This is a genomic window from Massilia sp. UYP11 (assembly GCF_050434805.1).
Taxonomy (GTDB): Bacteria; Pseudomonadota; Gammaproteobacteria; order Burkholderiales; family Burkholderiaceae_D; genus Telluria.
The window spans coordinates 586967-601280 of record NZ_JBNDJE010000002.1 but is presented as its reverse complement, the minus strand read 5'-3'; the positions used below and the strand labels follow the sequence as shown (position 1 = coordinate 601280).

Annotated in this window: 8 protein-coding genes and 1 pseudogene; 3 read left to right on the top strand and 6 right to left on the bottom strand. The window is 69.3% G+C overall.

Annotated elements, in window-relative coordinates; translation table 11 throughout:
* Positions 1-67: 67 nt before the first annotated feature.
* The 6 genes and pseudogenes from ABIB38_RS06125 to ABIB38_RS06100 form a co-directional block, all read right to left on the bottom strand.
* Positions 68-1015, bottom strand: a pseudogene (locus tag ABIB38_RS06125) (L-dopachrome tautomerase-related protein); the annotation flags it as partial.
* A 21-nt stretch (positions 1016-1036) separates the two neighbouring features.
* Positions 1037-2227 (bottom strand): DNA topoisomerase IB, encoded by a 1191-nt coding sequence (locus tag ABIB38_RS06120; protein ID WP_429202657.1) that lies wholly within the window; start codon positions 2225-2227, stop codon positions 1037-1039.
* 104 nt (positions 2228-2331) lie between these two features.
* The gene (locus ABIB38_RS06115; protein ID WP_429202655.1) at positions 2332-3990 is read right to left on the bottom strand and encodes a Na+/H+ antiporter; all 1659 of its coding nucleotides are present in this window, start codon (positions 3988-3990) and stop codon (positions 2332-2334) included.
* Between the two features lie 253 nt (positions 3991-4243).
* Positions 4244-6112: a putative bifunctional diguanylate cyclase/phosphodiesterase gene (locus tag ABIB38_RS06110; RefSeq protein WP_429202654.1), complete on the bottom strand. Its 1869-nt coding sequence runs from the start codon at positions 6110-6112 to the stop codon at positions 4244-4246.
* Positions 6113-6294: 182 nt separating this feature from the next.
* A complete protein-coding gene (locus ABIB38_RS06105) occupies positions 6295-8544 on the bottom strand; it encodes a hybrid sensor histidine kinase/response regulator (RefSeq protein WP_429202652.1) in 2250 nt (749 codons plus the stop codon).
* Positions 8541-9695, bottom strand: a complete 1155-nt coding sequence (locus tag ABIB38_RS06100; RefSeq protein WP_429202650.1) for a pyridoxal phosphate-dependent aminotransferase — start codon at positions 9693-9695, stop codon at positions 8541-8543. The genes ABIB38_RS06105 and ABIB38_RS06100 overlap by 4 nt, the downstream gene beginning before the upstream one ends.
* Positions 9696-9882: 187 nt before the next feature.
* Between ABIB38_RS06100 and ABIB38_RS06095 the strand changes: the two genes are divergently transcribed.
* The 3 genes from ABIB38_RS06095 to ABIB38_RS06085 are packed head-to-tail and all read left to right on the top strand — an operon-like array spanning position 9883 to position 14301.
* Positions 9883-12264 (top strand): bifunctional salicylyl-CoA 5-hydroxylase/oxidoreductase, encoded by a 2382-nt coding sequence (locus ABIB38_RS06095; RefSeq protein ID WP_429202648.1) that lies wholly within the window; start codon positions 9883-9885, stop codon positions 12262-12264.
* Positions 12265-12289: 25 nt separating this feature from the next.
* Positions 12290-13144, top strand: a complete 855-nt coding sequence (locus ABIB38_RS06090) for an enoyl-CoA hydratase family protein (protein ID WP_429202646.1) — start codon at positions 12290-12292, stop codon at positions 13142-13144.
* On the top strand, positions 13144-14301 hold the full coding sequence (locus tag ABIB38_RS06085) for an acyl-CoA dehydrogenase family protein (RefSeq protein ID WP_429202645.1): 1158 nt from the start codon (positions 13144-13146) through the stop codon (positions 14299-14301). Before ABIB38_RS06090 ends, ABIB38_RS06085 begins: the two co-directional genes overlap by 1 nt.
* Positions 14302-14314 lie beyond the last annotated feature (13 nt).

Below are 14314 nucleotides of genomic sequence, written 5' to 3'. Positions count from 1 at the left end.
GCGCCGCCGGCGCGTCCGGCTTGAAGAAACTCGAATCCTGGATGTGCGAGGTCGTCACGTAGATCGTGCCGTCCGGCCCCTGAGTGAAGGTGTCCGGCCAGCGCAGGCGCGGATCCTGCACCACCATCCGCACCTCGGCCTGCGGTCCGGCGTCGAGGTCGCGCATCTTGATCGCGTCGTCCTGCACCGAGGTCAGGAACAGGCGGTTGCTGCCACGGTCGAACAGCAGGCCGTCGTTGACGCCGTTGTGGCCGTATTCCTCCACTGCGTCGCCTACGTCGCCGCCTTTCAATCCGCGCTCGATCAGCACTTGCGTGGGGATGCGGTACAGGGTATCGCCCTTGATCGCCTGCCAGTACAGCCAGGCGCCGTCGCCAGACAGTTCGATGCCGTCGGCCGAGAACTCCACCCCGCGTCCGTCCGGCCGGCGCAGCACCTGGCCGTCGGCTTTCACGTTCAAGCCCTTCTTCATCTGGGTCGACGGATGGCCGTCGAGCAGGCGCGCGGTCTTGTCGTTGGCGAGGTCGACCACCAGGATGGCGCCGACCACGCCCGAGTCGGTGATGTAGGCATAGTTGCCGTCGTTCGAGAAGCGCACGTCGTTCAGGTAGGAGCCCTGCGGCGCCGTGTCCTCGTCGAAGGCGATCGTGCGCACGACCTTGTCGTTCGCCAGGTCGACCTGCACCAGCTTGGCGCCGCCGGACACCAGGTGGGCCTGGGCCGGCGCCGCCGGGTCGAGCACCCACAGGCTGCCGCGGCCGTCGGCCACGACGCTCTGCACGCAGACCCAGTGGTCGTTCGGGGAGACCTCGTCCTTGCGCGCATTGCGCCAGGCGTTCCATTCCTGGTCCGGGTAGGGCCGCAGCGAACCATCCGCTGTCAGTTCGGCCACCGAAACGGCGTTGTCCTCGGTCCAGCGCGGGAAGTTGACGAAGATGCGGTTATCCTCGGACACCGAGACGCCGGTGACCTGATGGTCGAAACGGGCGACGAGTTCGATCTTGTGTGTGGTCATGCCAGTCCTTTCGTGATGCGCTCAAGCGGCCGCGCGGGCGGCCGGGCGCGATGGTTTGCGGGTCGCGGCCTTCTTCGGCGCAGGCTTGCCGCGTGGCGCCGGGGGCCGCGGATGATCTTGCAACTGCGCCTGCTCGTGGCGCAGGCGCTGCTGCAGCATGGCCAGCACCGCGGCTTCCTCCGGTTGCAGGGCGTGCAGGTCTTCCTGCAGCGTCTCCTCGGTGCGCTCGCGCAACACCTCGATCGCGGCGCCGTCGAGATAGGCGTCCAGCACCGCCGGGTGCACGTAGCACTTGCGGCAGACCGACGGCGTATTGCCGAGCTTCTCGGCCACCGATTCGATCGCGCGCACGATGTTCTTCTTGGCCTGGGTCTCGGAATCGAATTTTTCGAACTCCTGCAGGGCCAGCGCCGCCAGCACGGTGCCCGACCAGGTGCGGAAATCCTTGGCGGTATAGTCTTCGCCGCTGATGGCGCGCAGGTAGTCGTTGACGTCGCTCGAATCGATGGCGTGGGTCGCGCCGTCCTCGTCCACGTACTGGAACAGTTCCTGGCCCGGCAGGTCGCGCGAGCGCGCGACGATGCGCGCCAGGCGCCGGTCGTGCACCCTGACCTTGTGATAGACGCCGCTCTTGCCGCGGAAGCTGAACTCGACGTCGCTGCCGTCGACCCTGGCGTGCCGGTTGCGCAGCGTCGTCAGCCCGAACGATTTGTTGGTGCGCGCGTATTCCTCATTACCGACGCGCATCATGGTCGTCTCGAGCAGGTAGACGATGGTGGCCAGCACTTTTTCGCGCGGCAGGCCGGGCAGGCGCAGGGCGCGGTCGACCTCGGCGCGGATGGCCGGCAGGGCCTGCCCGAACTTGAGCATGCGCTCGTACTTGACTTCGTCGCGCGCTTCGCGCCACTTGGGGTGATAGCGGTATTGCTTGCGGCCGCGGGCGTCGCGCCCCGTCGCTTGCAGGTGACCGTTCGCTTGCGGGCAGATCCAGACGTCTTGCCAGGCCGGGGGAATCACGAGGCGCTTGATGCGCGCCAGCGTGTTGTCGTCCGTGACCGTTTCGCCGCGGGCGTCGAGATAGCGAAAGCCATCCCTGACGGCCTCGCGCCGGATGCCGGGCCGGTCGTCATGGACGTAGCGCAGGCCGGCCGCGCGCGCGGCGGCGGGTGGATCGCTGGGGACGGCGTCGGCATCGGCTTTTTTGCTGGGCATGGCAGGTTCGCTGGAAGGTGGATCGTCCAGCCGATGCTACCCGTGCATTCCTATGCACACTGTACGCGAAGTAACGCAGGCGCGCTCCGCGGCAGACCGTGCGCTCAGCGGTAACGCGCCTCGACCAGGTCGATCTCGCGCAGCAGCTTGCGCGCGATCTCGTCCGACAGCTGGTTGTGGCGCGCCATGCGCAGCAGCACGGCGCGCTCCTGCTCGAGCGCGGCCAGTCGGTAGTGGCGCTCCGCATCCTCGGCGGCGCGGGCGCGCGCCGGCGCGATGCCGGCGCCGCCGGCGTTGCCCTGCCAGCCGTCGAGACGGTACTGGTACAGGCTGCGCACCTGGTCGGCCGCGCTGGCGTGCATCTCGGCCGCGCCGTCGGCGTCGCACCCCGGGGGCGGCGCCGGCGGCGGAGCCGCCGCGATCGCCTCCAGCGCCGCCAGCGCGGCGGCATGGCGCGCCTGGTCTTCCTCGCTTTCGTGGGCCGCTTCGGCCGGCAGTTCGAGGCCGCGCAGCACGCGCGGCAAGCCGACGCTGGCCAGCACCAGCGACACCACGATCACGGCGCTGGCCAGGAAGATCACCAGGTCGCGCCCCGGGAACGGCGTCCCGTTCGGCATCGCCAGCGGCAGGGTGAGCACGCCGGCCAGGGTGATCGCGCCGCGCACGCCGGCCAGCGAGGTGGCCAGGATCAGGCGCGGATTCGGACGGTAGACGGCCTGCTGCTGGCGCCGCGCGGCAAGCAGGGTCAGGCGCAGCGAGACCCAGACCCAGATGAAGCGCAGCAGGATCAGGCCGACGCTGATGGCCAGCGCATTGCCCAGCAGCCACCAGACATCGTTGGCCGCCGGCAATTCGGGCGCACCGAGCGCGGCGCTGACGATGGACGGCAGCTGCTCGCCCAGCAGCACGAACATCACGCCGTTCAGCGCGAACTGGACGGTATCCCACACCACGGCGCGGCGCACGCGGGTGGTCGCCAGCGCGCGGCCGCTGAGTTCGACGTAGCTCATCGTGATGCCGGCCGCCACCGCCGCCAGGATGCCCGAGGCTTGCAGGTGCTCGGCCGCCAGGTAGGCGCCGAAAGGCAGCAGCAGGTTGACCAGGATCGGCGAGCCGCTTTCCTCGCCGATGCGCGCCGCCAGCGTGCGCTGGGCCCAGCTGACGGCGACCGTCAGGCCGACGCCGATCGCGATGCCCGCGAGCGCCACCCACAGGAAGGTGAGGGCGGCGTCGCCCAGCGAGAAGGTGCCGGTGAGCGCGGCCGCCACCGCGAACCGGAAGCACACCAGGCCGCTGGCGTCGTTGAGCAGCGACTCGCCCTCGAGGATGTGCATCAGGCGCGGCGGAATCGGCACCCGCGCCGCGATCGACGACACCGCGACCGGGTCGGTGGGCGCCAGGATCGCGGCCAGCGCGAACGACACGGCCAGCGGCAGCGACGGGATCAGCCAGTGGATCAGGAAGCCCGCGCCGATCACGGTGAACAGCACCAGGCCGAGCGCCAGCTCGAGGATGGTCGAGCGGTCGCGGAACAGGCCCACCTTGGGGATGCGCCAGCCATCGAGGAACAGCAACGGCGGCAGGAACACGAGGAAGAAGATGTGCGGTTCGAGCCGCGCGCCGTGACCCGTGGCGCCGGAAATGGCGGCGCCGAGCGCGATCTGGACCAGCGGCAGGGGAACGGCGAACGGCAGTATCCGCACCAGGTAGCCGCTTGCCACCACCGCCAGCAGCATTGCCAGTACGATGCCCACCTCATCCATCGATATCGCTCCCGTTCAAAAAAAGCATGATAAGGGATGCGGGACGATCGCGTTGGACGGCAGTGCCTGCGCCGGGCTCCGGTCAGCTGTCCCCCTGAGCATGTGCACCGGCTTCCCGGTTTCTCCTTGCTCCACCATCGCGGGTACGCGCTGCAGTTGCGTACGCTCGTCGTCGTCCTTGCGCACGAGACCAGCTTGCGCCGGATGGCGACATGCGCCGTCTGCAGCGCTTGCGCGGCGGGTACGGCGAGGCTCAGGCTGAAACGCGCAGATGCTCGAGCAGAGCTGCCAGCGGCATCGGCCGATGGAACAGGAAGCCCTGCATGCTGGCATTGCCGTGGCGTGCGAGATACCTGGCCTGGGCCTCGGTCTCGACGCCTTCGGCGACCACGCGCAGCCCCAGGTGACCGGCCATCGACAGGATCGATTGCACGATCGCGGTGCCGTCCTTGTCGTGCGGGGTGTCACGGATGAAGCTCTTGTCGATCTTGAGCTCGTACAGCGGCATGCGGGTCAGGTAGGCCAGGCTCGAGTAGCCGGTGCCGAAATCGTCGACCGAGATGCGCACGCCCAGCGCCGCCAGCGCGTGCATGCGGTCGATGGTCTGGTCGAGGCGGTCGACCAGCAGGCCTTCGGTCACCTCGAACACCAGCTGGCCGGGCGGCACGCCGGTGTCTCGCAGGATGCTTTCCACCCGCGCCACGAAGTCGGGCTGGCGAAACTGCACCGGGCTGACGTTGACCGACAGCGGCAGCCGATGGCCGGCGCGCGCCAGCGCATGCCAGGCCAGGCAGGCTTCGCGCAGCACCCACTCGCCCAGCGGCACGATCAGGCCGCTCGACTCGGCGATCGGGATGAACTGGTCGGGCGGTACGCTGCTGCCGTCCTGGCGGCGCCAGCGCGTCAGGAGCTCGGCCCCGCTCGGGCGCCGTGCGCCGTCGACCTGCAGCTGCAGGTGCAGCGACAGCTCGCCGTGCTCGAGGGCCTGGCCCAGGTCGCGCTCGAGGGTCAGGCGGCGCTCGGCGTCGCGCAGCATGCCGGCCTCGAACAGGGCCACGCCGTTGCGGCCGCGCGCCTTGGCGTGGTACATGGCGGTATCGGCCTCGCGCAGCAGGTCGTGCACCGGGAGCGGCGCGCCTGCCGCCGCGGTCAGCGCGACGCCGATGCTGGTGGTGGCGTAGTAGCCCTGGCCGTCGATGATCATCTTTTCGCACAGCGCCGCGCGGACGTTTTCTGCCAGCGCCAGCGCGCGCGTGGCGGCGGCGCCGGCGTCCGCGCCCAGGTCGTCCAGCAGCACCACGAATTCGTCGCCCCCCAGGCGCGCCACGCAGGCCTGCGCTCCGGCCGCCGCCGCCAGGCGCGTGGCCGCCTGACGCAGCATCTGGTCGCCGACGGCATGGCCGCGCGCGTCATTGACGTTCTTGAAATTATCGAGGTCGACGTACAGCACGGCGCCCCGGCTGTTGCTGTGGCGCGTACGCTCGGCCAGTTCGGCCAGGCGGTCCATCAGCAGGCGCCGGTTCGGCAGGCCGGTGAGCATGTCGTAGAAAGCCAGGCGGTTGACGGCGTCGGCGGCGGTGCGCGCTTCCTGCGCCGAGCGCGCCAGGCCCTTGAGCAGGGTGCCGGCGGCAAAGGTGATGAGGCCGCCCACGCAGCTGAAGTTGATCGCCACCACCAGCGAGGACAGCAGCGGATCGGTTTCCACTCCCGGCACGTACAGTCGCGCATAACCGTTCATGCCGAATACCACGATGCATAGCGCGCCGAGGGCCAGCGCGAGGATGCCGTGCCGGTTGCCGAGCAGGATCACGGCCATGATCGGCGGCGCCATCAGGTAGTTCAGGCTCACCGGCCCCACCGCCAGCATCAGGCCGATGGCGACCATGAACAGCATGGCCAGGAAGTTCAGCACGCGGAAGGTGTGGGGCAGGCGGTCGAGGCGCCAGATGGCGAAGATCCAGGCCAGCGCCACCGCATCCATCACCGCGATCTGCCACAGGCCCTGGCGCAGCGCCAGGGCGATGCTCGGCAATGCGGCGCTGGTGCCCAGCACCAGCACGATCGGCAGCAAGGTAGAGAAAACGCGAACGCGCCATTGCGCGATATCGTCAGGCGCAACCATCAGGCAGCATCCAGGTCAGCATGCCCACAGAATTTCTCCAAAGTGCATAAATTTGCTCAGTGGCAATTCTATGTAGATTGCATGGAGCCTGTCACGCGATATTTACGATGATGTTGTTCCGAGACGACCACATGTGACATGGCGACGGGCCCGCGCCGCCGCGCTGCGGGCCCGCTGGTGGTTCAGCGCGCGGCGGCGGTGGTCAGCAGCTCGCCCAGTTGCAGCGTATTGACCGGCTTGACCAGGTAATGGTCGAAGCCGGCCTGGCTGGCCGCCTCGCGGTCTTGCTGGCGCCCATAGCCGGTGGCGGCGACCAGGGTCGCGTCGCTGGTCTGCGGCAGCCGGCGCAGGCGGCGCGCCAGTTCGTTGCCGTCCATGTCGGGCAGGCCGATGTCGAGGATGCAGACCTGGGGCGCGAACACCTTGGCGATCTCGATCGCGTCGACGCCGCAATAGGCGACCTCGACCTCGTAGCCGGTGGCGCGCAGGAACAGGTTGAGCGTGTGCGCGGCGTCGAGGTTGTCGTCCACCACCAGGATGCGCAGCGCGTTCGGCGGCGGCGCATCCAGGATCGGGCTGCCCGCGGGGAGGTGGCCCGGCAGTTGCGCGGGCAGGGGCACGCTCTCCTGCCGGTGGCGCGGCAGGCGCACGCTGAAGGTGCTGCCGTGGCCCAGGCCCGCGCTGCGCGCGCCGACGCTGCCGCCATGCAGCTCGACCAGGCTCTTGGCCAGCGCCAGTCCCAGGCCCAGGCCGCCCTGCGAGCGGTCAGGGGTGCGCTCGGCCTGGGTGAACAGGTCGAATACCCGCTCGACCAGGCTCGCCTCCATGCCGATGCCGTCGTCGCTCACGCTCAATTCCCAGTCGCCGTCGACCTCCAGCAGCTGGAGCTGGATGTGCCCGCCCTCGGGCGTGTACTTGGTGGCGTTGCCCAGCAGGTTGGCCACTACCTGCACCAGGCGCTTGTGGTCGCCCTTGACGTGGGCCGGGCCGGCCGGCAGGTCGAGCACCACCTTGTGGCGCCGCGCGCCGATCAGTGGACGGATCTGCTCGGCGGCGTCGTCGACCACGTTGCGCAGGTCCAGCACCTGGGTCGACAGCGACACCAGGCCGCGCGTCACGCGCGACACGTCCAGCAGGTCGTCCACCAGGCTGGTCATGTGCTCGACCTGGCGCGCGATGATGGCGCAAGTCTGGGTGATCTGGGCGTTATCCGAGTGCAGCAGCTTGAGCAGGTGGGCGCCGGTGCTGATCGGCGCCAGCGGATTTCTCAGCTCGTGCGCCAGCATCGCCAGGAATTCGTCCTTGCGCTGGTCGGCGGCACGCAGCTCGCGCTCGGCCTGGCTGCGCGCGGCTTCCTTCTTCTGCAGGTTTTCGGCCATTTCGTCCAGCGCCGCCGCCAGCCGCCCGATCTCCTCGTTGCCGTAATCGATCCGGGTGCGCGCATCGAGTTCGCCGGCGGCGATACGGCGCGCTACCGTGGTCAGGCCGCGCACCCGCTGCACGATCAGTTTTTCGCCGGCCAGCCAGGCAGCCAGCAGCGCCAGCACGGTGGTGGCGCCCAGGCCGAGCAGGGACATGAACTGGGCGTCGCGGGCTACCTGGGTGATCAGGTCGGTCGGCATCCCGATGGTAATGGTGTAGTCGGTGAGGGCCGGCGAGCCGACGCGGGCGAAGGCGTGCAAGCGCTCGATCCCGTCCTCGCCGGGCACCACCACCGCGCGGTCATGCGGCCCGCGCATGGCGTCCAGCAGCGCACCGCTGATGCGCTTGCCGAACCAGCGCTCGGGCTCGGGGCGGCGCGAGATCAGGTTGCCCGAGGCGTCGGCCGTCTCCAGGATCGAGCCCGGCGGCATGCTGATGTTGTTGACGAAGGTGTCGAGGCTCGCCAGGTCCATGGCCGCGAACACCACCGCCACCACGTCGCCCGAGCGGTCGATGACGGGATAGGTGAGATTGATCGTGTGCTTGCGGATCACGCGCCCGAACACGTAGTCGCTGGCGATGAAGCGGCGTTCGGCGATCGCGCGCTTGAAATGGCTGCGGTCGCCCAGGTTGACCGGGTGGAGCATCGGCACCGCGCTGCAGGTGATGTCGCCGTTCAGCTGGATCAGGCCGAAGTTGACGTAGCCCTCGTTGCGGTCGAGGACATTGGCCAGCAGGGCATTGCAGTCGGCGGTGTCGCCCATCAGGTCGGGCACGCTGACCAGGTCGACCAGGATCTGGCGCGCGCGGTCGATCGACTGCGCTTCGTTGGCGGCCGCCAGGACGGTGAGGCGCTTGAGGTTTTCTTCCGAGGCGCGGATCGCCGCCTCGCGCTCGCGCAGGCCGCCCAATATGGTGACGACGGCGATCGGCGTGATCGCCAGCAGCACCAGCAGCATCAGGCGGCTGCGCAGGCTGTTCAGGCGAAAGCGTCCCAGCAGACTGCTCATCGAGGCTCCGCCAGCCGCGCACCGAACGCAAGGATGCGGCGCACGCCTTCCATCAGGGTGTCTTCGTCGTCCGAGATGTAGCCGATGCGGATGAAGCCGGGCGCGCCGAGCGCGTCGCCGGGCATCAGCGCCACCCGTTCCTCGTCCAGCAGGCGCTCGGCGAAGCCGACCGTGTCCATGGTGAGCCCACGCACGTCGCCCCACAGATAGGGACCGGAAGCCGGCGCCTGCATGGAGATCCAGGGCGCCGCGGCGAACCGGCGCACCACCAGGTCGCGCCGCGCGCGATAGTCGCGCAACAGGTCGTGCGGGGCGCCGGTGGCGAAGGCCGCCGCCGCCGCCACCTGCGACAGGTGCGGCGCGGCGGCCGTGATCGGTCCCTGCAGGGTCTGCATCGCATTCACCAGCGCGGACGGCGCGAGCGCGAAACCGACCCGCCAGCCCATCATGGCATAGCTCTGCGAGGCCGAGAACAGGGTGACCACGCCCAGAGCGCGCCAGTCGCACAGCGCCGCCAGCGTGACGTGCTCGCCGTCATAGATCAGGTGTTCGTAGCTCTCGTCGACGATCACGTGCACCGCGCCGGCCGCCGCCCAGTCGCGCACCAGTTCCAGCTCGCGCCGGGTGAACACCTTGCCGGTCGGGTTGTGCGGATTGTTCAGGACCAGCACCTTGACCTTGCCGAGGCCCGCCAGGCAGGCTTCGGTCAGCGTCTCCGGCAGGTCGGCCAGCACCACCTCGAGTCCCAGCAGTTCGGCGGTCGCGAGATAGGCCGGCCAGTGCGGACGGAACACGGCGATGCGGTCGCCCGGATCGGTCATCGCGTACAGCGCCTGGTAATACGCCTGCTTGCAGCCATTGGTCACGATGATCTCATCGACCTGCGCCTCGACCCGATTCTCGCCGGCGAGCTTGGCGCGCAGCGCCTCGCGCACCTTCAGCGCGCCGCCCACCTCGGTATACGGCAGTGTGCGCTCGCGCTCGATGGTCCCGGAGACCGCGTCCAGCACGCCGGCCGGGGCCGGGAAGTGCGAAATCGCGATCGAGAAATCGATGACGCGCTCACCGGCATTGCGCAGCGCCTCGGCGCGACCATGCATGGCGGTGGTGGCAAGAGGGCGGGAGCGCGCGATTCGGTCTGAGATCTTCATCTTGTCGGTGGCATTTATCCAAGTTGGGTGGCCGGAGGCGCATCATCCGGGCTCTCGGTATGTTCTTTCTGGATTGTACTAAAAACTGGCGATTTCAATCGGAGGATTATTTCGTGCGCAACAAGTCATTGACAGCGCGAGCAAGGGGGCGGGTAAACTATCTCCCACACCAGCACCGGGAGAGATAATGAACATCGTTTGCGTGGGCGGCGGTCCTGCCGGGCTCTACTTTGGCCTGCTCATGAAACTGCGCCACCCGACGCATGCGGTGACGGTCATCGAGCGCAACCGGCCAGGGGACACCTTCGGCTGGGGCGTGGTGTTCTCGGACCAGACGCTGGGCCATCTGGCCCGGGCCGACGAACCGAGCGCGCGCGCCATCCTGCAATCGTTCAACCACTGGGACGCGATCGACGTCCACTTCAAGGGCGCCACCGTCACCTCGCATGGCCACGGCTTTTGCGGCATCGGGCGCAAGCGCCTGCTCGACATCCTCTCGGCGCGCTGCCGCGCGCTGGGCGTGGAGCTGGTGTTCGAGACGAAGGTCGAGGACGTGCCTGACCTCGCGCGCCGTTACGGCGCCGACCTGGTGGTGGCCGCAGACGGCGTGAACAGCGCGCTACGCCAGCGCTACAGCGAGGCGTTCCAGCCCGAGGTCGAGGAGCGCCTGTGCCGCTTCGTGTGGCTGGGCACGCGCAAGCGCTTCGACGCCTTCACTTTTGCTTTTGAGGAAACTGAACACGGCTGGTTCCAGGCCCACGCCTACCAGTACGATGGCGCGACCTCGACCTTCATCATCGAGACGCTGGACGCCACCTGGCGCGCGAGCGGCCTGGCCGACATGGCCCAGAGCGCTGCGCTGGCGTTCTGCGAGCGGCTGTTCGCGCGCCACCTGGACGGGCAGCCGCTGATGGCGAACGCCGCGCACGTGCGCGGCTCCGGCATGTGGATCCGTTTTCCGCGCCTGGCCTGTCGCCACTGGGTGCATGCGGTTGGGGTCGACGGGCGCCAGGTGCCGCTCGTGCTGATGGGCGACGCCGCCCACACGGCGCACTTCTCGATCGGCTCCGGCACCAGGCTGGCGCTGGAGGATGCGATCGGGCTGGCCGACGAGCTCGGACGCGAAGGCGAACTGTCGGCCGCCCTGGCGCGCTACCAGGAGGCGCGCCAGGTGGAGGTGCTGAAACTGCAGAGCGCCGCGCGCAACTCGATGGAATGGTTCGAGAACGTGGCGCGCTACACGGCGATGGAGGCCGAACAGTTCGCCTATTCGCTGCTCACGCGCAGCCAGCGCCTGTCGCACGAAAACCTGCGCCTGCGCGACGCCGCCTATGTCGACGGCTTCGAGCGCCGTTTCGCCATGGCGGCGGCGCGGCAGGCCGGCGTGGCGCCGCCCTCCGGGGCCATGCCGCCGATGTTCACGCCCTACCGGGTGCGCGGCGTGGTGCTGAAGAACCGGGTGGTGGTTTCGCCAATGGCGCAATACGCCGCCGTGGATGGCGTGGTCGGCGACTTCCACCTGGCCCACCTCGGGGCGCGGGCCCTGGGCGGGGCGGCGCTGGTGATGGCGGAGATGACCTGCGTCTCGGCCGACGCCCGCATCACGCCCGGCTGCCCGGGCCTGTACACGCAAGAGCAGATGCTGGCTTGGCGCCGCATCGTCGACTTCGTGCACACGGCCAGCGACGCGAAGATCGGCGTCCAGCTCGGCCATGCGGGGGCCAAGGGCTCGACCCGGCCGATGTGGGACGGCATCGACCTGCCTTTGGAAAGCGGCAACTGGCCGCTGCTGTCGGCCTCGCGCCAGCAGTACCTCGCCGGGGTCTCGCAGATCGCGGTCGAGGCGAGCCAGGACGACCTGGAGCGCATCAGGGACGACTTCGTGCGCGCCACCCGGGCCGCCGTTGACGCCGGCTTCGACTGGCTCGAACTGCACTGCGCGCACGGCTACCTGCTGTCGAGCTTCATCTCGCCCTTGACCAACCGGCGCCAGGATGCCTACGGCGGCAGTCTCGAACAGCGCTGCCGCTATCCGCTCGCGGTGTTCGCGGCGGTGCGCGCGGCCTGGCCGGACCACTTGCCGATCAGCGTGCGCATCTCGAGCCACGACTGGGTCGAGGGCGGCATCACGCCGCGCGACGCGGTGGACATCGCGCGCCTGTTCCGCGCGGCGGGCGCCGACATGATCGACTGTTCCTCGGGCCAGGTCAGCAAGCACGAAAAGCCCGTGTACGGCCGCATGTACCAGGCCCCGTTCGCGGACCGGATCCGCAACGAGGCCGGCATCCCGACCATCGCCGTCGGCGGCATCGTCGAGGCCGACCACGTGAACGGCATCATCGCCGCCGGCCGCGCCGACCTGTGCGCGGTGGCGCGCCCACACCTGGCCAATCCGGCCTGGACGCTGATGGAAGCGGCGCGCATCGGCTACACTGGCGCTGCCTGGCCGCGCCAGTACCTGGCCGGCAAGCAGCAGTTGGAGCGCAATATGGAGCGCGAACGCCAGCTGCAGGCGGCCTCCAGCGGCCTGTCGCCACAGCAAGCGGCCGCGCGCCTGTCCGAAGGCTGACCACATATCATCAGGAGTCATACGAATGCATTATCTACCGGGGCAGGCGCACCGCCTGCCGGGCGGGCGAAACAGTTTTGCGGGCCATGCGGCGCAGCACTTCGGCTTCGCGCTCGAGGCCGGCGTCGCCACCCTCACCCTGGACCGTCCCGAGCGCAAGAATCCGCTGACCTTCGATTCCTACGCCGAGCTGCGCGACCTGTTTCGCGCGCTGGCGTATGCCGACGACGTGAAGGCGGTCGTGATCGCCGGCGCCGGCGAGAACTTCTGCTCCGGCGGCGACGTGCACGAGATTATCGGCCCGCTGACGAAGCTGGACATGCCCGGCCTGCTGGCCTTCACCCGCATGACGGGCGACCTGGTCAAGGCGATGCGCGCCTGCCCGCAGCCGATCGTGGCGGCGGTCGACGGCGTGTGCGCCGGCGCCGGGGCGATGCTGGCGCTGGCCTCGGACATCCGCTACGGCACGGCGCGCAGCCGCACCGCTTTCCTGTTCACCCGGGTTGGCCTGGCCGGCTGCGACATGGGCGCCTGTGCATTGCTGCCACGCATGATCGGGCAGGGTCGGGCCGCCGAGCTGCTGTACACGGGGCGCTCGATGGATGGCGAGGAAGGGGAGCGCTGGGGCTTTTTCAACCGCCTGTGCGCGCCCGAACGGCTGCTCGGCGAAGCGAGCGCGTTTGCCGCCATGCTGGCCAGCGGCCCGACCTTCGCCCATGGCATGACCAAGAAGATGCTGCAGCAGGAGTGGAACATGGGCGTGGACGAGGCGATCGAAGCCGAGGCCCAGGCCCAGGCGATCTGCATGGCGACCAATGATTTTCATCGCGCCTACCACGCCTTCGTGGCCAAGGAACGGCCGCGCTTCGAGGGGGATTGATGGACTACCTGGACTGGCCCTTTTTCGAAGAGCGTCATGGCGCGCTGGCGCGCGAACTCGACGCCTGGGCGGCGGACAATCTTCACGACGCGCATGGAAGCGACGTCGACGCGATCTGCCGCGCGCTGGTCGCGCGCCTGGGCCGCGCCGGCTGGCTGCGCCACGCCGTGGGTGAGGAAGCCATCGACACCCGCGCCATCTGCCTGATCCGCGAAACCCTGGCGCGCCATGCCGGCCTGGCCGACTTCGCCTTCGCGATGCAGGGCCTGGGGAGCGGGGCGATTTCGCTGTTCGGCACGCCGGACCAGAAGCGGCGCTGGCTGCCGCCGGTGGCCAATGGGGACGCGATCGCGGCATTCGCGCTGTCGGAACCGGACGCCGGCTCCGACGTCGCCGCCATGCGCTGCGCTGCGCGGCGCGATGGCGACGACTGGGTGCTCGATGGCGAGAAGACCTGGATCTCGAACGGCGGGATCGCCGATTTCTACGTCGTGTTCGCCCGGACCGGGGACGGCGGCAAGGGTGGCGAGGGCGGCGGGCGCGGCTCGAAAGGCATTTCGGCCTTCATCGTCGACGCCGCCACCCCCGGCCTCGAGATCGCCGAGCGCATCGACGTGATCGCCCCGCATCCGCTGGCGCGCCTGCGTTTCGCCGGCTGCCGGGTGCCGGCCGGCTGCCTGATCGGCGCCGAAGGCCAGGGCTTCAAGGTGGCGATGGCGACGCTGGACGTGTTTCGCACCTCGGTCGCCGCCGCCGCGCTGGGCTTCGCGCGGCGCGCGATGGAAGAAGCGCTGGCGCGCGCCCAGGCGCGGCCGATGTTCGGCAAGCTGCTTTCCGATTTCCAGCTCACCCAGGCGAAGCTGGCCCAGATGGCGCTGGAGGTCGACGCCGCCGCGCTGCTGACCTACCGCGCCGCCTGGCTGCGCGACAGCGGCAAACGGGTGACGAAGGAAGCGGCGATGGCCAAGCTGGCGGCCACCGAATCGGCGCAGCGCGTCATCGACGGCGCGGTGCAGCTGTTCGGCGGCGAGGGCGTGCGCAGTGGGCAGGTGGTCGAAAGCCTGTACCGCGAAATCCGCGCGCTGCGCATCTACGAGGGAGCCAGCGAAGTGCAGCTCCTGATCATCGCGCGCGAGCTGCTCGCGCCGAAGGTTTAATCCAAGGTTTGGA